The organism is Sulfurovum sp. (genome assembly GCF_036568385.1).
Classification (GTDB): domain Bacteria; phylum Campylobacterota; class Campylobacteria; order Campylobacterales; family Sulfurovaceae; genus Sulfurovum.
In genome coordinates, this window is sequence record NZ_DATCSP010000048.1 from 1 (window position 1) to 21,984 (window position 21,984).

Sequence of the window (21,984 nt, forward strand, 5' to 3'; positions counted from 1 at the left end):
CTGGTACCCCCTCTCTTCTATATCTTCAGCAGTGATGACCGTCACATTGGAAGTGGTGTTCTGGATGGACTGTGCGGTTTTGTTGGCAGTGACGATGGTGATCGGTTCGAGTGTTTCGTCTGCGTGCGTGTTGGTTGTTAATAGTAGTGCAGCCGTGATGAGGCTGAGTGACTTGCATGTCATAGGTTGTTCCTTGTTTGTTTAATTTATGTAATAGTGTAATGATCAATAAAAAAGGGACAAACAGGGAGGGGAGGTTTTGTATTCGTGGTAGACAAAGGCTTTTTTATGGTACTGAAATTTGCTGTCGATCCAACACAGCTTTGCAAGCGTGGAGTACATGGCGATGACCGCTAATTTAAAATAGTTCTTTTTGTAGCCTCTGAGATGTTTCATGGACGGATTGTACAGTAATATCGGTTAGAAGACAGTGTGATTCCCGAACGTTTAAAGAAAATCGAGTATAATCTTTTTCATTATTTACAGGAGATTTTTAATTATGGCAATAGAAACTATCGCATCAACAGACGCATTTAAGGCACTGGTAGCAGAGGTTACTTCACAGGAAGGATACAGAGAGCCTATGGCATTCGGTATCGCAAGAGTGGACAGAGGGCAGAAAAACGCCGAGAAGATCCTTCAGGCGAACTTTGGACTGATCAACTGGAAAGAGAACTTCGGTTCGGCGGCCGTGTTCATCAAAGCGCTGCAGGAGGCAAAATGTGCGGTGGATTTCTCTGGAAGCGAATTTGTGGCAACGATCAATGACAACTTTGTGCAAAATGCCATGGCAGCCTTTGCACCGTACCTTGGAGAAGCAACAGGCGATGCGCACAAGAACGTACAGGTGATCAAAGCACTTTCCCATATGCAGGATATCGGCAAGAACTTCAGGATCGTCTTTTTGTTCGAAGATGCCAATCCGGCGTCTGTCGAAGCGGTGTACCTAAAACTCTACGCCCTTTCGCAGAGCAAAGCAGAGCTCAGAAAAGTGAACCTGAACGGTGCGTTCGGCATACTGTCCAACGTGGCATGGGTAGGCAATACACCGTATGAACTGGAGTACCTCAGAGACAACGAGATAGAGCTCAAGCTGAACGGTACCTTCCCGACGATAGACTCTGTGGACAAGTTCCCAAGATACCTGCAGCACATCATCCCTGCGGAAAATACACGTATCCTGGAAGCGTCCAAAGTACGTATGGGTGCACAGCTTGCTGCGGGTACGACGGTCATGCCGGGTGCCTCTTACATCAACTTCAATGCCGGTACGCTAGGACCGGTGATGGTGGAAGGGCGTATCTCTTCTTCTGCGATCGTGGGTGCAGGTTCGGACGTAGGCGGCGGTGCGAGTATACTCGGTGTACTTTCTGGTACAGACGGCAACCCTATCAGCATCGGAGAAAATACGCTGCTTGGAGCGAACTCCACCACGGGTATCCCGCTTGGGGATGCGTGTATCATAGATGGCGGTGTGGCTATCTTTGCAGGTACCAAAGTGAAAGTGGCCCCGGCCGAGCTGGAAAAGATCAAAGCGGCGAACCCGGATGCGGTACTTGAGAACAAAACGACGTTCAGAGCGGACGAGTTCCAGGGACTCAACGGGCTGCACTTCAGACAGGATTCGACAACGGGTGAGATCATACTGAAGAGAAGTACGAGAGAAGTGAAATTGAACGCGGAACTGCATTAATATTTTGCATGTATGGGGTCTTCCCCTATGGGATTACATGGTGATTGGTTATTGGTGATTGGTTATGGTCCTCGTTCCTGCGGGGTTGTCGCTGCGCTCGGACGGTTATTGTAGGGGAGAACCCCTGTGTTCTCCCACGGGTACAGACAAAAATTAATGATGATGCAATATCTGTTTGCATGTGAACATGCATGGGCGGACACAGGGGTACCGCCCCTACGGACTAGAAAAAATCGTCGTTGCTCTCGAATCGCTTCGCTTTCAAGGGCGTTCGCAACGACATGTTTATATTTTATTTTTAGGAGCATATGGTGCGTGTAGATAAGTGGTTGGCGGCGGTGAATGTGGTGAAGCGTCGTACGATCGCGACGGATATGCTGAAGTCCGGCGTGGTGTTGGTCAACGGCATCAAAGCAAAGGCTTCGAAGGATATCAAGGTCGGGGATAAGGTCACCATAGAGTATCTCAAAGGCGCTAAGCACTATGAGGTGCTGCAGATACCGACAACCAAAACGATACCCAAAAGCCAAAAAGACGAATATGTCAAAGAGTTATCAGCGTAGAGAGGAGAGTGTTGTGAGTGTGAAAGAAGAATTCGAAAAACTGTTTAACAATGAGATGGATCCTGAAGTTGCACGCCAATTTCTGATAGACCTTTATGAAAAGGGAGAGACGGCGGAAGATATCGCTGCGGCTGCTTCTGTGATGCGTGCACACTCCATCACTCTTGAACTCTCGGATGCGCTGAAAGAAAAAGCCATCGACATCGTCGGAACAGGAGGGGACAAGAGCGGGAGTTTCAATATCTCTACCACTGTTTCGCTTTTGCTGGCCTCTTTGGGCTATGTGGTGGCCAAGCACGGCAACAGAAGCATTACGTCCAACTCGGGTTCCACCGATGTGCTGGAAGCACTGGGGATCAACCTGGACCTCTCTATAGAGAACAAGATCAGAATGCTTGAAGAGACAGGGTTCTGTTTTTTCCCTGCCACGGACCATCATCCCGCGATGAAGCACATCATGCCTGTACGAAGATCGATAGAACACCGTACGATATTCAACATACTGGGCCCCCTGACCAATCCTGCAAGGGCCAGCAAATATCTTCTGGGTGTCTTTGAGCCTTCGTATGTCAGCCGCATCGCCGAAGCGTTGTTTGAACTGGATGCAACAAGAGCCTGTGTGGTCAGCAGTAATGACCGGATGGATGAGATAGGACTGGCATGCAATACCACATTTGCCTATCTGGACTCGGGCCGTATCTTAGAGGGAGAGATCAATCCGGAGACCTACGGGCTTGCCCTGGCGCCCCGGGAGGCCATCTTGGGCGGGGATGCTGTGTTCAATGCCCAGATCACCCGGGATATCCTTTCAGGAAAAGAGCAGGGCCCCAAAAGAGATATCGTCCTGCTGAACGCGGCCTTCGCCCTGTTCGTAGAGGGGGATGTACGTGACATCAAAGAAGGGATAGAGAGAGCCAAAAGCGGGATCGACACCGGAAAGGCCGCCAAACACCTGGAAATGATGGCAAAGCTCAGTCAGCAGCTGGCATAATATAATCAACATAATGTCATCTCGAACGTGTAGGGGAGGACTCCCATGTCCTCCCGGAAACCAAAATATGATTCGCAGCATGGGAGGACACAGGGGTCCACCCCTACAGAATGGAGAAAACATGATAAAAGAGATCATCGCGTCACTGGACGACCTGGACAAGGTCGTCACCTACCTGGATTCGATCCTCCCACCCCACGCCATTGTCTTTTTGCGCGGCGATCTGGCTGCGGGGAAAACGACACTGACGCAGGCCATTGCAAAAGCCAAAGGCATTGAAGGGGAAGTGACCTCTCCCACCTTTTCCCTGCAGCAGTGTTACGGTATGGAAGGCGGCAGCATGCTCTACCATTATGACCTTTACCGCCTCGAGCATGAGGAGTTTATGCGGCTTGGCCTCTTCGAAGAGTTTGAAAAAGAGGGGTGGCATATGGTAGAGTGGGGGTCCGATGCGCTTAAATCCTTTTTAGAAGGTGTAGGCTATAATGTTGCGACCATAGAGATCGAACCCAATGAGAACAGTAGAACCTATAGAATAGACGCATAATGAGGATAGACGTATAATGCATACACTTCAGGCAAAACACCTTGCGAAGACGATTAAAAAGACAAAGATCGTACATGATATCTCTTTGTATGTGAAGAGCAAAGAGATCGTAGGGCTTCTCGGGCCGAACGGTGCAGGAAAGACGACCTCCTTCTATATGGTATGCGGGTTGACAGATGCCACCGAAGGTCAGGTCTTTCTGGATGGAGAAGATGTGACCAAGCTCCCTTTGAGCGCACGTGCACAGATGGGTATAGGGTACCTGCCTCAGGAATCGAGCATCTTCAAAGACTTGAGCGTGGAAGAGAACCTGCTGATGGCCGCAGAGGCCCTGGAGCTTAAAAAAGAGACGGTCCAGCCTCGGATAGAAAAACTGCTGGAGATTTTCAATATCGAACCGATACGTGCACGTCTGGGGATACGCCTCAGCGGGGGTGAGAGAAGAAGGGTAGAGATCGCAAGGGCTTTGATCGGTGAACCGAAGTTCTTGCTGCTGGATGAGCCATTCGCAGGGGTGGACCCGATCGCGGTGATAGACATCCAGAATATCATCAAACAACTGGTCGATCTTGATATGGGTATACTGATCACGGACCATAACGTGCGTGAAACCCTCGGGATCTGCGACCGGGCCTATGTGATGCGAAGCGGAGAGATGCTGGCAACGGGAACGAGCGATGAGGTCGCCAATGATGCCAATGTACGGAAGTATTATCTGGGTGAGCATTTTACGTTTTAGGATGAAGTGTAACGTGCTAAGTGCTACGTATTACGAATGATTGGAATGCTTATTGAGAGCATCTGAGATCAAAACCTTCCTGGATAATATAACTCGTTCGTTTTTTCGGATTTCCATAAAATCCAAACTGCGGTGATGTTTCCCTTTTCATTTTTTTAGAAAAAACGAAACAAAAAATCGTCACGGTTCTCGAATCGCTACGCTTTCAAGGTCGTTCACCGTGACAGGTGGCGTACTTTGTACGATTAATGGAGGAGAGCATTGTGGTGTGTGGATCCCTGTTTCTAGCACGAGGATGACGAATAGTACAAACCTGTGATGGACAAGCGTGTGGGGGATAGATGAGAAAAAGTATCGGAGCAAATGATTGGAACTGTCGGAAATAAAAACCCTTTTGGACAATGAAGTGGAAGCAAGGAACAACAGTGCTGAACTCTCTTTTGACAAACCTGATCCTCTTCTTGTCGCATCACAATACCAAGATGAATCCATAGCGCTTATCTGTGCATTGTTCGGCTATGGGAATGCAGGGCTTATCGTCCAATTTTTGCAAAGTCTGGATTTTTCGCTATTGGATGCGAGCGAGGAAAAGATCAAACAGGCGCTCAGTTCCCACTACTACCGTTTTCAGAACAGCGAAGATGTCATGTCGCTTTTTATAGCCTTAAAACGGCTGAGGTCCGAAGAGAGCATTGAGAATATTTTTTATGCCGGGTATAAAAAAGAGGAGAACATCCTGGACGGGCTCTGGCAGTTCATGAAGAGGTTGCAGTCCGTATATCCAAGGCAGACAAGGGGGTACAGCTTTTTGACAGGCTCCCCACCCAAAAAGCTGAGTGCCTCAGGGACCTACAAACGCTATATGATGTACCTGCGATGGATGGTACGAAAGGATGCGCTGGATATGGGGTTGTGGTCAAAAATAGACAAAAAAGACCTGCTGATGCCTTTGGATACACATACCTTCAATGTCTCCCGCCGTTTGGGGCTGTTACAGCGCAGAACGTACGATATGAAGGCGAGCATGGAATTGACAGAGACCCTGCGTGCTTTCGATGAAACGGATCCTGTGAAATATGATTTTGCCCTTTATCGTTTGGGACAGGAAAAATTGGCCTGAATTAGAGGTTTCCTAAGGTGAAAAAGGATATAATCCCGCAATATTTAACTTACAAGAGGATGTTTTATGGAAGGTATTTTTACTTATATTGGTGGGCTATTTAGTCTACATCATGACAATCCAGATGATGTTGCCATATTAATGGCAATACATTTGATCTTGACAGCGATCATTATATTGTTCATTGCAAGAATGGCTACAAAAAGCCTTAGAGCAGTGCCGACAGGTACACAGAACGTGATGGAAGCGTTCCTTGGCGGTGTGATCGCGATGGGTAAGGATGTGATCGGTGAAGAGCATGCACGTAAATATCTGCCTTTGATCGCAGCGATCGGTCTTTTCGTACTTGTGAACAACCTTATCGGTATTATTCCGGGATTTGAATCTCCGACTTCAAGTATCAACGTGACACTGACCCTGGCACTGATCGTGTTTTTCTACTACAACTATGAAGGTATCAAGAAACAGGGTGCTTTCACCTACTTCAAGAACTTTGTACACCTTGGTGAGATGAACCCGATAGCGAAGTTCGCTATGTCACTTTTAATGTACCCTATCGAGATCGTGTCCCACCTTTCCCGTATCGTTTCACTTTCATTCAGACTTTTCGGTAACATCAAAGGGGATGACCTCTTCTTATGGGTTCTTTTGATGTTGACACCATGGATCGTGCCTATCACGCCGCTTGTGCTTCTTACATTCATGGCATTTTTGCAAACCTTTGTTTTCATGATCCTCACCTATGTGTATCTTGCAGGTGCGATCGCACTGGACGAAGCACACTAAGACCGGCAGGGAACATCATATATGAGACTCCAAAACGGACCTTTAAGTTTTGTGGTCAACTTTCTTTTAGGCGTCGCATGGGCATCTGTCCTGCTTGGCGTCGTTACCTCCTTCCTCTCTTTTTATCAGGTCAGCATTTTTCTAGGCATCATTTCAGCGCTCATGGGTGCAGTACCGGGCATGATACTGGTCGTGGTGCTTGAACATGTCATTACGGCCAAAGAGAGACATCTGGAACTTCAAAAACAGACAGCATTGCTGGAAAAACTTCTCGCACAGAAAGCAAACAATCCTCCGCAATGATACGCTATGCTATCACGGACCCTTCTACCTTAGACCTACACCATTTAGAACGTGACCTGAAACGTTTTTCACAAAAAGCCTCTATGATCGTTTACCGTGACAGATCTGGTATTTCTATGAAAAATGCCCCGGCATTTGTCAAAGCAGCGAAGCAGTTTGATTTTGAAAAGGTACTCATACATGGTGACCATAAGCTGGCAAAAAGACTAGGTGCAGACGGGGTCCATCTCTCCAGTCTGCAGATCGACGAGATCCCCGAGGCAAAAGCGCAGGGTCTCTTTGTGGTCGTCAGTACACACACGCTGGAAGAGCTTCAAAAAGCAGAAGCACTGGGGGCTGATATGGCCACCTTCAGCCCCATCTTTGAGACGCCCGGTAAAGGCATGCCTGTAGGACTGGAAGCGTTGAGATCCGTGACGTCACAGGTCACTTTGCCCGTCCTGGCCCTGGGAGGCATCTTGACGCAGGAGCAGATAGAGGCATGTGAGGCACACGGGGCCAGCGGTTTTGCTTCTATCCGTTATTTCGGAGCGTAGCATGCTGTATACCCCTTTGGCACTTTTGACGTTTCTGGTGCTGACGCTCTCCTCCCTTTTACATGCTGAACGGGCAGAAGCGGATTACTCAGTGTCGTTCGGTGTGTTTGGTGAAGTGGGCAGGGCCCATGCGGTACTGACAACGTCCGAGGACAGATACTATAGGATCGATGCCAATGTAACGGCTCTGGGCATAGCCAAAGCCGTTACGGATGATCTCAAAGAGAGACACATCTCCAAAGGGTATATCGTCGACGGTTTTCTGGTGACCCATATGTACCAGATGATCAAATCCTACGGGGAGTATACGAGTACGACGATCTACAGGGTGGACCATCAAAAAAAGAAGCTGACACGCCAGTACAAGAAGTGGAGATACGGCAAGCTCATCACCAATGAAACGGACACCCTTGGGTACTACAGCGAAGATGACCTGCTGACGCTCTTTTTGAACCTCCCGAAGCATATCCAGGAGAAACATACGCCTAAAAAGTATCGTTTTAAAGCGGTCGGCGAGGACCGTAAAAACGGACGTGTGGATGTGACCATACCTTCACCGGACCTTTTGGAAGACATCAAAGCGCTTGTGGGGAAAGGCAAAGAGGGCAGCTGGCACAGCAGAGTGGTGGTGCATCGCAAACTCTACCAGAGCAAGCAGGGTGAACTGGATGTAAGGATCGGCAAAGAGGGATTTGTGGACAAAGCGGTCCTGAAAGACCTGCTCTTTTTTGGCGATGTACGGATCATACGGCAGTAGCGCTGCATAAACTCTCTTAAATAAGCAAAACGCTATAATCTATCCAATTAAATACGCGTTATATCTATAAGGAAGACTACAATGTTTGAAACCGTCATCGGTCTTGAAGTACATGTGCAGCTGAACACGAAAACAAAACTCTTTTGTTCCTGTCCCACCTCTTTTGCAGAGCACCAGAACACCAACACCTGTCCTACCTGTCTGGCACTGCCGGGGGCACTGCCTGTGGCCAATAAAGAAGCAGCGATCAAAGCGATGAGATTCGGCTATGCGGTCAATGCCAATGTGAACCACACCTCTACCTTTGACAGAAAATCCTATTTTTATCCGGACAGTCCTTCGGCGTATCAGATCACACAGCTTACCAAGGCGATCGTGCAGCAGGGTGAGCTCTTTATAGACCTTGAGGACGGTACACAGAAACGTGTCAGTATCACTCAGGCGCACCTGGAGGCCGATGCAGGAAAGAACATGCATGAGGGAAACCACTCGAAAGTGGACCTGAACCGTGCGGGGACGCCGCTGCTTGAGATCGTATCCGGGCCGGATATGAGAAGTGCGGATGAAGCGGTGGCCTACCTCAAAAAGCTGCACGCTACCGTACGCTATCTGGACATCTCCGATGCGAACATGCAGGAAGGATCGTTCAGATGTGATGTGAATGTCTCCATCCGTCCCAAAGGCCAGGAGGCATTTGGGACCAGAGTGGAGATCAAGAACATCAACTCGTTCAAATTCGTCGCTGCGGCCATAGCCTATGAGGTACAGAGACAGACCGAAGCATATGAGGACGGTGTCTATGCGCAGGAGGTCTATCAGGAAACGCGTCTTTGGAATGTGGAAGAGGGTGTCACGAAGTCCATGAGAGGGAAAGAAGAAGCTGCGGATTACCGTTATTTCCCGGACCCTGACCTGCGGCCGCTCATCGTAACGGATGAGATGGTAGCCGAGGCAAAGATCATGCCGGAGCTTCCGGATGCGAAAGCAAAACGCTATGTGGAAGCCCTTGGTATCAAACCGTATGATGCCCATGTGATCACTTCGGATAAAGAGATGGCCTACTATTTTGAAGAGATGCTCGAGCACGGTGCTGCGGCAAAAACGGCTGTCACCTGGTTGACCTCTGAACTTCTTGGCCGTTTGAACAAAGCTGGACGCACGATAGAAGATTCCCCTGTGGATGCGAAAACACTGGGTACACTCGTTTCAAAAATTACGGATGATGCGATCTCCGGGAAAGGTGCCAAAGAGATCCTTGATCATATGATGGAACATGAAAACCGCGATATCGATGCGCTGATCGAGGAGCTTGGGCTTGCCCAGGTGAGTGATGACAGTGCGATCCTGGCGATCATCGATGAGATATTGGCGGCAAACCAGGATAAGGTGGAAGAGTATAGAAGCGGTAAAGAGAAGCTCTTCGGTTTCTTTGTCGGGCAGACGATGAAAGCGAGTAAAGGGTCAGCGAACCCTGCCAAGGTCAATGAACTGCTGAAACAGAGACTAGGATAGAAGCGGTCATCCATGGCCCATGCCATGGACAGACCGGATAAATAGCGGGAGGTAGAAACACATGTATGACTTCATAGTGAAACTCTCAGACAAGATCGACAGCTCTGTACGCTATCAAAAAATAAAATCATTTTTCCGTTCGCTGCTTGATGATGTGAGCTACCCTTATAAGAAATACTTCGATATCTTTATGATCATTCTGATCGTACTCTCTATCGCTATACTGGTGTTAAGCAAATCCGGGAGAGTGCCCCAATGGCTGGTAGAGTTCGATCTCTATTTTGTTACAGCCATTTTTGCCCTGGAGTACCTGTTAAGGGTCTGGGTCAATCAGGACAGCTACAGCTATAACGTCTCTTCCGAGTCTGAACAGAGTTATTCTGAACGGTTTTGGAACATGGTCAGGTCCAAATTGCGCTACATGGTCTCTCTGCCGGCACTGATCGACCTTATAGCCATTTTCCCGAAATTCAGGATCATCAGGCTGCTGAAGCTCTACCACTATATGCATGGGGCCTCCAGCCTCTTCAATGCGCTGCTGAAGAAACGTTTTGAATTTATCTTCCTGGGATATATGCTTTTGGGTGTGACCTTTACCCTGGGTTCCATCTTTTATCTGCTTGAATTCGGTATCAATGAAGCCTTGGGATCTTATCTGGATGCGATCTACTGGGCGATGGTGACGATCTCGACGGTGGGATACGGCGATATCTCTCCGGTCACGGTCCTGGGGAAAGTGGTGTCGATGTTCGGGATCATTTTCGGTATCGCGATGATCTCTTTTGTCACTTCCACGATGGTCTCTGCCTTTTCCCAAAGGTTCGATGAACTGCGTAACCAGGACAGCATCAAGGATGTCCATAAAATGCACAATGTGGTCCTCATCAATGGCTATGGTCATATGGGTGCCACGATCGCCAGGAAATTGAGAATACACCATACTTTTGAACCCGTTTTCATTGAGAATGATGAGAGCAAAAGCAAAATGGCCATGGAAGAGGGCTATAAAGTGATACAGGCAGACGGTTCCTCTGCAAAGCTTATCGGTACACTGTACCAAAGAGGAAATATCGCAGCGATGCTGACGCTGAGCAGCTCGGATATAGACAATATCTACTTTATACTCAATGCAAAAAGTGTGCAGAGTGATTCTGTGGTCTATGCCCGTATGAACCAGGTAGAGCTGCGTCCGCAGTATAAAGCCACCAAAGTGGACGGACTGGTCGAGACATACGAAGTGGTAGACGGGAAAGCCTTTAATTATCTGAAGAAACATTGCCAGGAAGAGAAAAAACCTATCTTCTTTTTCGGATACACACACAAGAGCAAGCATATCTGTAACATGCTCAAGGATGAAGGCATCGAAGCTACGATCTATGTGATAGAGGATGAAAGTTTTGAGGCGGCCAAAAGTGACGGGTTCACCGATGTCACCCTGATCGACAAAAAAAGCAGTGATGTACCCGAGATAGAGGAGGGTATTGTGGTGTGTGCGATGGATGATGAAACCTTCAATGTCTACTATACGATCACTTTGCGTGCGAATGGATTCAGGGATGAGATCGTGGCGCTGTCCGATACGAAAGAGGATAACAGAAAACTCCTTTTGGCAGGTGTGAGCATGATCTTTGATATGTATGAAGAGAGTGCTTCGCAGTTCGTTGAAATGATCGAAACCAATGCAAGAGAGGCTGAAAAATGAAAAAGATTATTAGAGAACATCAACCGTATGTGAGAGGTCACATGGCTATGTTCAGAAGAGGAATTTCATGATGAAAATAGCGATCATTGGTGCGGGAAAATGGGGGCAGGCCTTGTACCATGCCTACAGTCAAAAGAATGAAGTGGTCATCTCTTCCAGGCATACGAAGAAGCTGGAGAACTTTGTGCCGATGAGCGAGGCGCTGGCCTGTGAATACCTGGTGATCGCCATTCCTGCGCAGGCTGTCAGAGGATGGATGGAGGAAAACTTTGTGGACCATGGACAAAAGATACTGGTTGCGGCCAAAGGGATCGAGACCGCCACAGGGGCATTTCTCAATGAGGTCTACGGCTCGTTCGTCTCTTCGGACAGGCTTGCATTCATCTCCGGCCCTTCCTTTGCGGCAGAGGTCCAAAGATCACTTCCTACGGCACTGAAGATCAGTTCAACGAACCTGGAATTGGCGAAAACCTATGCAGAGGCACTCCCTGACTTCATTAAAGGCTACGTCGACGATGATGTGGTGGGTGCCGAAGTCGCAGGTGCCTATAAAAATGTCATCGCTATCGCCGGCGGGGTGTGTGACGGACTGGGACTGGGGAACAATGCCAGAGCGGCCCTGATCTCCAGAGGGCTGGTCGAGATGACCCGCTTTGGCGAAGCCTTCGGTGCAAGGATCGAAACCTTTCTTTCCCTGGGCGGTGCAGGGGACCTTTTTCTGACAGCCAGCTCTACGCTTTCGCGCAACTACCGGGTGGGACTCGGGCTTGCCAAAGGGAAGCGCATGGATCAGATACTCGAAGAGCTGGGTGAAGTCGCTGAAGGGGTACCGACGGCGAAAGCGATCCATAAAATAGCAGAAGAAAAAAAGATCTATCTTCCCATCGCTCAAGAAGTGTATGCTATGATAGAAGAGGGCAAAGATCCTATGGAAAGTGTCAAGGACCTTTTGCGTTAATGTGAGATCAATACCTTGAGTTAAGGAGGAGAGTGGATGTACCGTGTCATCAAAATATTCATCATTGCCTGTACGTTTACTGTTCTTTTTGCAGAGGAGATCGAACTGCCTACCCATGAGATCTATTTTACCGGACAGCAGCATTTTGACGAAGAGAGCCTTCAGGATGCGCTAGGCGTTGATACACCTGGTTTTTTTCAGTTTTGGAAAGAGGATATCCCGCGCATTAAAGACAAACTGATCCCCACGCTCGCACTCTCTCTAAAAAGCTTTTATGAATCCGAAGGCTTCTATGATGCCAACTTCACCATCAGAGAGACCAATACGACCCTCTTTGTGACGGTGAATGAAAACAAACCGGTGAAGGTCAGGGATATCAACATAAGCAGCGACTATGACATTGCCTCTCTGGTCACGATGAAAAAAGGTGAAATTTTCAGGGCGGAGACATTTACAGTGATCAAAAGCGAGATCACGAAACAGTTGCTCAATGACGGGTATTGCAGTTATGACCTGGACACGAAAGCCTACGTGGACCTGGAGCAGCATACCGTCGATCTGCGCTACAAGTTGCAAAAAGGCGGCGTGTGTACCTTCGGGAAATTGACCACTTCGGGGCTGGAGACGATCGATGAAGAGGTCATTCTCTCCCGTGTCAAAGCGAAAGAGGGTGAAAGGTTCAGTACGAAACGGATACAGGACACATCCAACAACCTGTACAGGCTGAATGCCTTTGACAGTGTCGTGATCAATGCGGACCGGAAATTTTATAATGTCGTGCCGGTGGATATCACATTCTCAGAAATGGAAAAACCCTACCATTTGGAAGCCGGGGTGGGATATGATACCTTTGTGGGGATGCGTGTGCATGGTGAGATCACCAAAAACAACTTTCTGGGCAATGCCCAGCAGCTAAAGCTCAATGCGGCCTGGTCGGAGAGAGAGCAGCTGATCAGGTTGGCTTACTTCAAGCCTGCACTCTTTGATATCTGGGGCTATTATATTGATACAGGCGGAAACCTGGGATATTCCAATTTCGAATTTGAGGGGTTTAGAGAAGAAAAAACATTCATCAGAGGCTATTTGGAACATGAAGCAGAGAGGCTGAAGTTAAGAGCAGGTATTGCGCTGGAGAACATTATCATTGAGGCACTGGACCTTGCTGCGGGACAAACGTTGTCGCAGGCGGTGAACGAAGGGACCTTCAACTTGTTCTATCCCTATGTGGACCTTGTCTACGATGCCAGGGATGACAAGCTCAATCCGAAGTACGGATATTACCTTGCTGCCTACAGTGAGTTCGGACTCTCCAGAGGGGATGACCCCAGTGTCTATATGAAGACACAGCTGGAAGGAAGGATCATCCATACCTTTGACAAGCTGACACTGGCAGCGGTAGGAAAAGTGGGTGTGCTGGATGATGAGTCCGACAAGGGTCTGCCTGAATCAAAATATTTCTTTGGAGGAGGGGTCTATTCGAACCGTGCCTACGGTTTTAGAGAGATCGGTGTGATCGTTTCGCCTACGGAAGATACGATCAAGGGTGCCTCCACGATGGCCAACCTCTCTTTAGAAGCGAACTACCCGGTCTGGGGCGATATCTATGGAGCGGTTTTCACGGACAATACCATGCTGACAGAGGAGAGCTATGATTTTGCAGGGGAGGTCATCACTTCCGCAGGGGTGGGGGTAAGGTACATGACACCCATAGGACCGTTCAAACTCGATATCGGGTTTAACGTTGAAGATCATGCGCAGTACGGTATCTCATTTCAGATAGGACAGTCATTTTGAAACAGCTATTGCTCTATGGACCACTGCTTTGGCTGAGAAAGGTCGTCATTTATCTTCTGCTGACAGCGATCATATCGGGGTTGGTGGTCTATTTCGCTGCCAACTCGCCGTGGGTCATCAAAAAAGCGGCGGAGCGATTCGCACCGGATCATAATATCTCCTACAGCCGCATTCACGGTAATGTATTGACGGGAGTAGAGATAGATGAGCTGGCCTATAAGGGTGATCCTCTGGCCGGAAAAGTGACATTGAAATGGAATCCCAACGGGCTGCTGCATAAAAACATCATTGTCAATACCATCCAGATAGAAAAGGCCAATGTCGATACGATCAAAAGACTGGTCGCCTCTTTTCAGGATACGGAGCGTAATGAGAGCAGTGAAAGCAACGGCACTGCCTCTTTTGCCTTTGGTGTAGAGATCGATCATCTTTTGGTCACTATCGATCCTTTCGTGGAGCAGAATATGACCATTTCGTCCATTGCGTTGAAGGTCAATCGTCTGCAGTACGGCAATGAGCGTTTGGATGCGGACAGCATCGAGTTGAAAGCAGACTCCGATCTGATGAATGTGACGGTGAATGCAAAGATCGAAGAGAATACTTTGGCAGGAGCAGTACAGATCAGTCCCGGTAAAGTGCTTTTCGAACGTTATGCACTGCCGGTCAGAAAAGAAGCGGTGGGTGATATCGTGATCGACTTCACTGCTTCGGAAAAAGAGGTAGTGGCAGACATAGATACCCAGATGAAACAGTTGCTCAAGGGTGAAAAAGACGCTTTCAACCTGGATATAGACCGTCTGCAGTCGCATGTAGTGTATGATATCAAGCGTATGACGACCAGGGCAGACTCCAGGGTCATCCTCACTACCCCTTATGGAAAAGAGTTACTGCTGACGAACCGTTTGATGATGGACGACACTATACGTTACAGCGGTGAGATACATGTGCCGGAGATCACAGGCGTGGAGGCAAAGTTCGTCAAACCGCTCCATGACCTGAAAATAGACTATAGCGGTGACATGCAGGGGATCGACGCCAACATTACAGCACGGAACCTGCAAGGTACGTTCACTTCACCTGATCTGAAAAAAGCCTTACTGCATCTGGAGAGCAAGGAGGCACTGCCGCTGAATGCATTTATCTCTCTGCCTGCCGAACTGAACCAAAGCAGGGCAGACCTGAAGATAGACGTACCTATGGATCTTGATGGGAATCTTTCACTGGCAGCCATGGTAAACATAGATTCCGATCTGCTGAGGATGGATGCAAATGTGAGCTATGAAGAGAACCTGCAGATAAGATCACTCGTCTCTATCCCCAAGGACTCTCCTTTGTACGCGTTCAATAAAGAGGTCAAATGGGACCAATTGAGCCCTATTGCATTTCAGGCTGCAATGAAAGAGGATCAGGTTGAGGGGGAGCTTGCCGCAGGGCCCTTGTCCGCCAAAGCAGCATATCTGTTAGAGAGTAAAAAAATAGAGGGAAATATCGCTTTGGGAAGCCTCTATACAGCTATCTCAGGGGTCGCGGATGAAAAGATCAATATTGATACGAAGATAGACTCTCTGGCTTCCCTGAAAGAGAATATCGATCAGATCTACAGTATGGAAGGGGTTCCCCCTCTCAAGGGAAGGGTTGACATATCCGTTGTGATCAGCGAACTTGAAGCCGTAGATATCAGACTTGCATCACCTGAGATCATCTATCAGGCCGACAGTAAAACAGAAGAAGCTGTGAACGATATCGCCCTGACGCTCCATCTGGAAGATTCAAGGGTTGAACTGCAAGAGTACAGGCTTACCTATGCGAAACAGAAACTTTTCTCCACCAAGCCTTCGCTGATGACACTGGAAGAGGACAGGGTGACCATCGCACCGCTTTGGATCAATGACGAATTGCAGGTCACAGGCGAATATGATCTCATAGAGCGCAAAGGAACCATTGACGCCGAGGCGGAGAAACTGCATATTGCACATGAGATCATCGATCTGGACAGCAGGGTGAACCTCAAGACCGAGCTGGATGGGAACAGGACATCGGTCAACGGGAAGGTCACGCTTTTGGGCGGAAACATCCACTATGACCTCGGTCAAAAGACCTATGCGTCAGACAGTGATATTATCATTGTCCAGGAGATGAAAGAGAAAGAACAGAGTCCATTTATGGAGTATCTCAGTACGTCGATACAGGTCAAAACAGAAAAACCGCTTGTTTATAACAAAGGCGATATCGATATCAGGGCCGATGTAGATGTGAACATTTTTAAAGCGGAACAGTCAGAGTTAATGGTATTGGGATCCGTTGAGATACACGAAGGCGGCACTTACAGGTTCGAAGACAAAAAGTTCGTATTTGACAAAAGCTATGTACACTTCACAGGTAACCCCAATAGACCCCTCATTGAAGCCAGCGTCAACTACAGGTCATTGGATCATTTGATCACCATTGCCGTCACGGGTACGGCAGATTCCCCCAATATCAACTTCTCCTCCAAACCGGCTTTGACCAAAGAACAGATACTTTCGATCATATTGTTTGACTCTGAAGGAGGCGCGGGGACGAACAGCGGTGAAGAGATGATGAAAATGATGGGTGGGGCGATGGCAAAATCCGCGCTTTCGAACTTGGGCGTGCAGCTTGATCATCTTGTCATAGGTGAGGGAAACAGTGTGGAAGTAGGTAGAAAGTTGACTGAGGACATCATTATTATCTACGTGAAAGATGAGATTTCCAGGGTAAAACTTAAATACAGGCACGGCAAGCGCATGGAGAGTGTCATAGGGGTGAGTGAAGAGTCCCAATCCTACGATATCATCTATAAGAAGGATTTTTAAGAGCGAATTGCAGAAAAGATGATACTGGTAGGTCCATATTTGGCGTATCAGGTCTGAAATACCCGTTTTATCTGTATACTTTATATTTTAATATTATATAATTAAAAAATCCAAGTATAAAGATTTTTTATCAGACGGGAAACACTGGCAATAGGCAAGTCTGATCAACGTAAAGGAAAGATATGAAAATACTGAAGAATAAAATAATGCTCAATGTACTCAAACTTGTCATGATCGTGGCACTCGGGGTGACATCGTATTATACCTATCTTGCTTATCAGCATTACACTTCGGTAAAAAAGAGTGCAAAACTTTCTTCCTTCCTGGATGTGTTCGAACCTGCACTGGAGAAGATAGTATCGGAAAGGATCCGCAGTGCCGCGTACCTCGCAGTACAGAGCAAAAGCAACCTTAGAAAACTGAAAGAGGCAAGAAACAGCACCGATCTTGCATTGAGGGATCTGGAAACGTTTGCCTATGACCATCCCAGGTATGAAGCGTATATCAAGCAGATAGACAGGACCGCCAAAGAACTCTCCACTGCAAGAAAAGAGCTGGATCAGCTGAATGACGGGCGCAGAAACATGCAGGTTCAAAGCTATTACCAGAAGATATCCCTATCGTTATTGGAGATGCTGGGATCTGTTTCTGCAATGCAGGATGTGAAGAAGATCAAAAAGTATCTATCGGAGTATCAGACGTACACGGGTCTCAAGGAGAACACGGTTGCAGAGCATACGGTGGTCTATCCAGTGCTGCTGGGGTCACGGACGATGGGGAGTGAAGAGATCGCACTTTGGAAGGAAACGATCGCCAAGGACAGCCTGCCTTCCTCAGAGAGCCTGAAAGAGAGCATCGCAGGTGCTGAAATGGGAGCCTTGCTCTCAAATAAAGCGTACCGCGCCATCATCTCTGGAGAGCGCGAAATGATCCTGGCCGAAGCAAGAAGAGGCAACTATTCGGTTTCTGTTCCGGGATGGCAGAACAAGATAGAAGAAAAGACGGCCTACTTCGGGAAGATCCTGTCATTGCTGCATAGCGAGATCAAAAACCTTGAAGAAGAGCGTATCACAGAGAGTAGGGATGGCCTGATAAAGTACGGAGCAGCCATATTGGTGCTGCTGTTGCTGCTGATCCAGCTTTTTATGATACGATTGAAAACCAATAAAGAGAGACAGATCTCGGATGATACCATGAAAGAGATAGAGCTGATCTTTGATAAAAAACAGCAGCAGGAGATACAGCGGCTGATCGACAGCGGAAAAGTCGATTATATCTATAAATTCCTGATTCAGGCGATCAAGGATGCCAATCAGACCAAAGATCTTTTTCTTGCCAGTATGTCCCATGAGATCCGTACACCGCTCAATGGTATCCTCGGATTTACACAACTGCTGAAAGATGCCGATTCGAAAGAAGAGAGAGAAGAGTTCATCTCCGTGATAGAGAAGAGTTCTGCAAATCTTTTGACGATCGTGAACGATATCCTGGACCTCTCCAAGATCAAGGCGCAGAAGGTCGAGCTTGAAACGATAGAGTTCGATCCTGTGGACAGCTTTGAATCGGCCGTAGAATCCTATGCGGCCAAGGCAGCCGAAGAGCATATTGACTTCAATATCTTTTTGGATCCGCAACTGCCTACACTGCTTTCAGGCGATCCCACCAAGATCTCTCAGGTCCTTGTCAATCTCATCAGTAATGCGATCAAGTTCACTCCGGAGAACGGTGAAGTGAATGTACGGGTCGAGAAGCTGTTTGAAAATGATAACAGTGCTGAGATCAAGTTCTCCGTATCGGATACAGGTATCGGGCTTACACCTGAGCAAAAAGATAGAATATTTGAAGCATTTTCACAGGCAGATGTCAGTACCAGCAGAAAGTACGGGGGTACAGGCCTGGGACTCTCCATTTCAGGAAAATTTGTCGATATGATGGGGGGAGAGCTTAAGATCAGAAGCGTCAAGGACCAAGGTTCTACGTTCTACTTCACTATAAAGCTCAAGAAGCCTAAAGCGGCCAAGAGAAGAGAAGTGATCGATATGAGCGGATTCTCTGTGGGTATCCTTGACCCTCATCTGGGCACCGAGTATGAGATAGATAGGAACCTCGAAGCCTATATCGCTTCTACGGGTGCGAAGATCACACATTATACGGATGAATCCCTATTGGCGCTAAAAGGTACTTCAGCGCTTCCGGACATTCTCTTCATTGATCATAAGTTCCGTTCACGCCAGGGCGAACTCGAGCCGTTCCTGGACCTTGATACCAAAATAGTGTTGATGTCCACAGGAAACCAAAAGAGATTCCTTGAGCAATATAAGTCACGTATACACAGAGTACTCTATAAGCCGATCAACTTTACCAAAACACTCAAAATACTGAGTGAGAAAGAGGAGGTCTCGGAAAGTACGAAGAAGATCAAGTTCGCCAATCTGCATATGCTGGTAGCAGAGGACAATCTCATCAACCAAAAGCTGATACGACATGTTCTGAACGGGTTCGGCATAGAGGTGACGATCGCCAATAACGGAAAAGAAGCGCTGGAACATCGTATGAATAACCAGTATGACATGATCTTTATGGATATTCAAATGCCTGTCATGGGTGGCCTGGAAGCGACGGCAAATATATTCAGCCACGAAAGGGAACATAAGAAAAGACATATCCCTATCGTCGCACTGACGGCCAATGCGATCGTCGGCGACAAAGAGATGTATCTCTCTGCCGGTATGGACGGGTTTCTCTCCAAGCCTATAGAGTTGGACAGTTTACGAGCGCTTTTGATAAAGTATTTTGAAGACAGGATCGTTGAGAAGAGCTAGAGAGTGAAGTGCTTTCAGCCTAGGCGAAGGGCTCTCAAGAGAGTCTGTTCTTAAAATCCTCATACCCGAATTCGCGTACCACTTCTACGCTGCCGTCGATTCTTTTGATCGCGATGGAGGGAAGCTTGACCCCGTTGAAGGTAGTGGCTTTCACCATCGTGTAGTGCATCTGGTCTTCGAAGATCACTTTATCTCCTATCTTCAAAGGTGCATCGAAACTGTAGTCTCCCATGATATCTCCTGCGAGACAGGTGTTGCCCGCCAGACGGTAGGTATGTGCTTTTTCTCCTGCTTTTCCTGCGCCCCGGACCTCTGCACGGTAGGGCATGATGATCGTATCTGGCATATGGGCTTCCGCTGAAGAGTCGAGAATGGCGATATCCATACCGTTGTGTACGATGTCGAGTACCGTGGTGACAAGAGGGCCTGTCTCCCATCCTACGGCTTCTCCGGGTTCAAGATAGACCTCTACACCATACTTTTTCTTGAACGCTTGGATGAGTGCTATCAGTTTCTGCGTATCATACCCTTTGCGTGTGATATGGTGCCCTCCGCCGAAGTTGATCCATTTCATTTTTGGCAGATAAGACCCGAACTTCTCTTCAAAGTTCTTCAGTACATTCTCAAGGGCACTGCTGTCCTGCTCACAGAGTGCATGAAAATGCAGCCCGTCACAGAGGCTTAAGATGGACTCATCCATATTTTCCAGGGTCGTCCCGAGCCTGGAGTAGAGTCCGCAGGGGTTGTAGATCTCTTTGGGAGATTCAGAATACTCCGGATTCACGCGCAGGCCCAGGGAGAGTGCGGGATTGATCTCTTTTGCCTGTGCGGCGAACCTGTGGAACTGTGCAGGCGAGTTGAATACCATGTGGTGGGAGATGGAAGCTATCTCCTCTATCTCTTCTTCTTTGAATGCAGGAGAGTAGGTATGCACCTCTTTGCCGAAGGTCTCCTCTGCCAGTTTCGCTTCATGCAGACCGCTGGCACAGCATCCGTCAAGATAGGGTCTGATGAACGGAAAACTTTTCCATAGGGCATACCCTTTGAGCGCAAGCAATATTTTAGCGCCGCTTTGTTGCTTTACAGCACTGAGCAGTTCGAGATTATGTTGAAGTTTTTCCTCTTCAAGCAGCCAACAGGGGGAAGGTAAAGTTGATAGTATCTTGTTCATGACACATTATAGCAATAGAATCCAAAAAATTTTGTTATAATGAAAAAAATATTTTAGGGGGATAGGTCGTCATGAGTACAAGGGAATATGAAAATCGTAAGAACAGTTTGAGGTTTAACGGTAAAGAGATACAGCTTGCTGCCAAGATGTTGGAATCACTGCAGACCACTATCGATATCGTCTACTATCTGATGGAGCATGAGGATGAGCAAACGTTCGTGCTTATGCTGGTGTCTGCCAGGGAGATGGACCTGGGAACGCTGCTGGAGAATGAGAAACGCGATACCGATATCCTGTTCGAGATCGACAAAGAGGATGCGCTGTATGTCATGCTTTGCCAGGATACCAAGGTGGACGGCGGATATCATTTTGCACAAAGGATCATCCGGAACATTCAGGAAGAGAAGGGGAAGGAGATCTACTGTACGGAACTGGAGATACGATCGAGACATTACAGCCCCAAACAGGTGATCTTAAAACTGCTTGAGACATTTGTCAAAAGCAAACAGGGAGAACAGTCGGATGAAATTGTCTTCAGAAGCCTTAACTAATTAGTAGGTTTTAAGGCATTTTACAGTAAAATCCCGACCAAATATACCGCAGGAATGCAGGTAAAAACATATTAAGGATGATTCGGCATGAAAAGAACATACCAACCGCATAGTACACCAAGAAAAAGAACACACGGATTCAGAACAAGAATGAAGACAAAGAACGGTAGAAAAGTGATTTCTGCAAGAAGAGCTAAAGGTAGAAAAAGATTAGCCGTATAAAACGACCGGTATAAAATCATAAGCTCGATCAAACATTTTACTAGGATCAAGACCAGTAAAGAGTTTAACAGCGTATACAAACACGCTACAGCAACGTGGCATACCCCTTACTTTGTACTTTTCTTCAAAAAGAATGAAGCGTACAAAGTAGGTTTTGTTGCCTCTAAGAAAATTGGAAATGCAGTTCATCGAAACAGAGCAAAACGTTTGTTAAGAGCACATTTCATCGAAAATATTGACCTCTTATCGCAAGGTAGTTATGTCTTGGTTGCAAAACCTGCACTGATAAAAGAAAACTATTCTGTGACCAGTAAAGCGTATCTACATGCACTTAAGAAGTGTGGCTGCAACATAATTTAACCCAGTAAACACTATACTATCAA

General features: G+C 47.5%; 22 protein-coding genes. 19 read left to right on the forward strand and 3 right to left on the reverse strand.

Annotated features, from left to right (window positions below; genetic code table 11):
* Positions 1-183, reverse strand: a 183-nt coding sequence (locus VIM88_RS05085; RefSeq protein ID WP_331861802.1) for a hypothetical protein, incomplete at its 3' end; no start/stop codon positions are given.
* A gap of 42 nt (positions 184-225) precedes the next feature.
* A complete protein-coding gene (locus VIM88_RS05090; protein WP_331861803.1) occupies positions 226-396 on the reverse strand; it encodes a hypothetical protein in 171 nt (56 codons plus the stop codon).
* A gap of 103 nt (positions 397-499) precedes the next feature.
* Between VIM88_RS05090 and VIM88_RS05095 the strand changes: the two genes are divergently transcribed.
* From VIM88_RS05095 to VIM88_RS05170, 16 genes are all read left to right on the forward strand, one after another.
* The gene (locus VIM88_RS05095; protein WP_331861804.1) at positions 500-1,693 is read left to right on the forward strand and encodes a tetrahydrodipicolinate N-succinyltransferase N-terminal domain-containing protein; all 1,194 of its coding nucleotides are present in this window, start codon (positions 500-502) and stop codon (positions 1,691-1,693) included.
* Positions 1,694-2,004: 311 nt separating this feature from the next.
* The gene (locus tag VIM88_RS05100; protein ID WP_331861805.1) at positions 2,005-2,256 is read left to right on the forward strand and encodes an RNA-binding S4 domain-containing protein; all 252 of its coding nucleotides are present in this window, start codon (positions 2,005-2,007) and stop codon (positions 2,254-2,256) included.
* On the forward strand, positions 2,234-3,247 hold the full coding sequence (gene trpD / locus VIM88_RS05105; protein WP_331861806.1) for an anthranilate phosphoribosyltransferase: 1,014 nt from the start codon (positions 2,234-2,236) through the stop codon (positions 3,245-3,247). The genes VIM88_RS05100 and trpD overlap by 23 nt, the downstream gene beginning before the upstream one ends.
* Before the next feature lie 121 nt (positions 3,248-3,368).
* On the forward strand, positions 3,369-3,794 hold the full coding sequence (gene tsaE / locus VIM88_RS05110; protein WP_331861807.1) for a tRNA (adenosine(37)-N6)-threonylcarbamoyltransferase complex ATPase subunit type 1 TsaE: 426 nt from the start codon (positions 3,369-3,371) through the stop codon (positions 3,792-3,794).
* Positions 3,795-3,810: 16 nt separating this feature from the next.
* Positions 3,811-4,533: an LPS export ABC transporter ATP-binding protein gene (lptB, locus tag VIM88_RS05115; protein WP_331861808.1), complete on the forward strand. Its 723-nt coding sequence runs from the start codon at positions 3,811-3,813 to the stop codon at positions 4,531-4,533.
* Positions 4,534-4,900: 367 nt separating this feature from the next.
* Complete coding sequence (locus VIM88_RS05120) at positions 4,901-5,653, forward strand: TIGR02757 family protein (protein WP_331861809.1); 753 nt, start codon at positions 4,901-4,903, stop codon at positions 5,651-5,653.
* 66 nt (positions 5,654-5,719) lie between these two features.
* Positions 5,720-6,439 carry a F0F1 ATP synthase subunit A gene (locus VIM88_RS05125; protein WP_331861810.1) on the forward strand — a complete coding sequence of 240 codons (720 nt, stop codon included), beginning with the start codon at positions 5,720-5,722 and terminating at the stop codon, positions 6,437-6,439.
* Positions 6,440-6,460: 21 nt separating this feature from the next.
* Positions 6,461-6,742: a hypothetical protein gene (locus VIM88_RS05130; protein WP_331861811.1), complete on the forward strand. Its 282-nt coding sequence runs from the start codon at positions 6,461-6,463 to the stop codon at positions 6,740-6,742.
* Positions 6,739-7,278, forward strand: a complete 540-nt coding sequence (locus VIM88_RS05135; protein ID WP_331861812.1) for a thiamine phosphate synthase — start codon at positions 6,739-6,741, stop codon at positions 7,276-7,278. Before VIM88_RS05130 ends, VIM88_RS05135 begins: the two co-directional genes overlap by 4 nt.
* Position 7,279: 1 nt before the next feature.
* Complete coding sequence (locus VIM88_RS05140) at positions 7,280-8,035, forward strand: hypothetical protein (protein WP_331861813.1); 756 nt, start codon at positions 7,280-7,282, stop codon at positions 8,033-8,035.
* 81 nt (positions 8,036-8,116) lie between these two features.
* A complete protein-coding gene (gene gatB, locus VIM88_RS05145) occupies positions 8,117-9,547 on the forward strand; it encodes an Asp-tRNA(Asn)/Glu-tRNA(Gln) amidotransferase subunit GatB (protein WP_331861814.1) in 1,431 nt (476 codons plus the stop codon).
* Between the two features lie 61 nt (positions 9,548-9,608).
* Positions 9,609-11,249, forward strand: coding sequence for an ion channel (locus VIM88_RS05150; RefSeq protein WP_331861815.1), 1,641 nt, complete (start codon positions 9,609-9,611; stop codon positions 11,247-11,249).
* Between the two features lie 70 nt (positions 11,250-11,319).
* On the forward strand, positions 11,320-12,207 hold the full coding sequence (locus VIM88_RS05155; RefSeq protein WP_331861846.1) for an NAD(P)H-dependent glycerol-3-phosphate dehydrogenase: 888 nt from the start codon (positions 11,320-11,322) through the stop codon (positions 12,205-12,207).
* A gap of 36 nt (positions 12,208-12,243) precedes the next feature.
* The gene (locus tag VIM88_RS05160) at positions 12,244-14,001 is read left to right on the forward strand and encodes an autotransporter assembly complex protein TamA (protein WP_331861816.1); all 1,758 of its coding nucleotides are present in this window, start codon (positions 12,244-12,246) and stop codon (positions 13,999-14,001) included.
* Positions 13,998-16,835, forward strand: a complete 2,838-nt coding sequence (locus tag VIM88_RS05165; protein ID WP_331861817.1) for a translocation/assembly module TamB domain-containing protein — start codon at positions 13,998-14,000, stop codon at positions 16,833-16,835. Before VIM88_RS05160 ends, VIM88_RS05165 begins: the two co-directional genes overlap by 4 nt.
* 182 nt (positions 16,836-17,017) lie before the next feature.
* Positions 17,018-19,657: a hybrid sensor histidine kinase/response regulator gene (locus tag VIM88_RS05170; RefSeq protein ID WP_331861818.1), complete on the forward strand. Its 2,640-nt coding sequence runs from the start codon at positions 17,018-17,020 to the stop codon at positions 19,655-19,657.
* 34 nt (positions 19,658-19,691) lie between these two features.
* Here the strand turns inward: VIM88_RS05170 and nspC are convergent, their stop codons facing one another.
* The gene (nspC, locus tag VIM88_RS05175) at positions 19,692-20,828 is read right to left on the reverse strand and encodes a carboxynorspermidine decarboxylase (RefSeq protein ID WP_331861819.1); all 1,137 of its coding nucleotides are present in this window, start codon (positions 20,826-20,828) and stop codon (positions 19,692-19,694) included.
* A 71-nt stretch (positions 20,829-20,899) separates the two neighbouring features.
* Between nspC and VIM88_RS05180 the strand changes: the two genes are divergently transcribed.
* From VIM88_RS05180 to rnpA, 3 genes are all read left to right on the forward strand, one after another.
* The gene (locus VIM88_RS05180) at positions 20,900-21,379 is read left to right on the forward strand and encodes a hypothetical protein (RefSeq protein ID WP_331861820.1); all 480 of its coding nucleotides are present in this window, start codon (positions 20,900-20,902) and stop codon (positions 21,377-21,379) included.
* Between the two features lie 87 nt (positions 21,380-21,466).
* Positions 21,467-21,601, forward strand: a complete 135-nt coding sequence (rpmH, locus tag VIM88_RS05185) for a 50S ribosomal protein L34 (RefSeq protein WP_008243576.1) — start codon at positions 21,467-21,469, stop codon at positions 21,599-21,601.
* A gap of 45 nt (positions 21,602-21,646) precedes the next feature.
* On the forward strand, positions 21,647-21,961 hold the full coding sequence (gene rnpA, locus VIM88_RS05190) for a ribonuclease P protein component (protein WP_331861847.1): 315 nt from the start codon (positions 21,647-21,649) through the stop codon (positions 21,959-21,961).
* The last annotated feature ends 23 nt before the right edge of the window (positions 21,962-21,984 follow it).

Bases quoted from the DNA above. Each gene is read 5' to 3' on its own strand.
- rpmH (WP_008243576.1), top strand. From the start codon at position 21,467: ATGAAAAGAACATACCAACCGCATAGTACACCAAGAAAAAGAACACAC.
- VIM88_RS05170 (WP_331861818.1), top strand. From the start codon at position 17,018: ATGAAAATACTGAAGAATAAAATAATGCTCAATGTACTCAAACTTGTC.
- VIM88_RS05125 (WP_331861810.1), top strand. From the start codon at position 5,720: ATGGAAGGTATTTTTACTTATATTGGTGGGCTATTTAGTCTACATCAT.
- nspC (WP_331861819.1), bottom strand. From the start codon at position 20,828: ATGAACAAGATACTATCAACTTTACCTTCCCCCTGTTGGCTGCTTGAA.
- VIM88_RS05150 (WP_331861815.1), top strand. From the start codon at position 9,609: ATGTATGACTTCATAGTGAAACTCTCAGACAAGATCGACAGCTCTGTA.
- gatB (WP_331861814.1), top strand. From the start codon at position 8,117: ATGTTTGAAACCGTCATCGGTCTTGAAGTACATGTGCAGCTGAACACG.
- tsaE (WP_331861807.1), top strand. From the start codon at position 3,369: ATGATAAAAGAGATCATCGCGTCACTGGACGACCTGGACAAGGTCGTC.
- VIM88_RS05135 (WP_331861812.1), top strand. From the start codon at position 6,739: ATGATACGCTATGCTATCACGGACCCTTCTACCTTAGACCTACACCAT.
- trpD (WP_331861806.1), top strand. From the start codon at position 2,234: ATGTCAAAGAGTTATCAGCGTAGAGAGGAGAGTGTTGTGAGTGTGAAA.
- VIM88_RS05160 (WP_331861816.1), top strand. From the start codon at position 12,244: ATGTACCGTGTCATCAAAATATTCATCATTGCCTGTACGTTTACTGTT.
- VIM88_RS05140 (WP_331861813.1), top strand. From the start codon at position 7,280: ATGCTGTATACCCCTTTGGCACTTTTGACGTTTCTGGTGCTGACGCTC.
- VIM88_RS05130 (WP_331861811.1), top strand. From the start codon at position 6,461: ATGAGACTCCAAAACGGACCTTTAAGTTTTGTGGTCAACTTTCTTTTA.
- VIM88_RS05180 (WP_331861820.1), top strand. From the start codon at position 20,900: ATGAGTACAAGGGAATATGAAAATCGTAAGAACAGTTTGAGGTTTAAC.
- VIM88_RS05155 (WP_331861846.1), top strand. From the start codon at position 11,320: ATGAAAATAGCGATCATTGGTGCGGGAAAATGGGGGCAGGCCTTGTAC.
- lptB (WP_331861808.1), top strand. From the start codon at position 3,811: ATGCATACACTTCAGGCAAAACACCTTGCGAAGACGATTAAAAAGACA.
- VIM88_RS05095 (WP_331861804.1), top strand. From the start codon at position 500: ATGGCAATAGAAACTATCGCATCAACAGACGCATTTAAGGCACTGGTA.
- VIM88_RS05090 (WP_331861803.1), bottom strand. From the start codon at position 396: ATGAAACATCTCAGAGGCTACAAAAAGAACTATTTTAAATTAGCGGTC.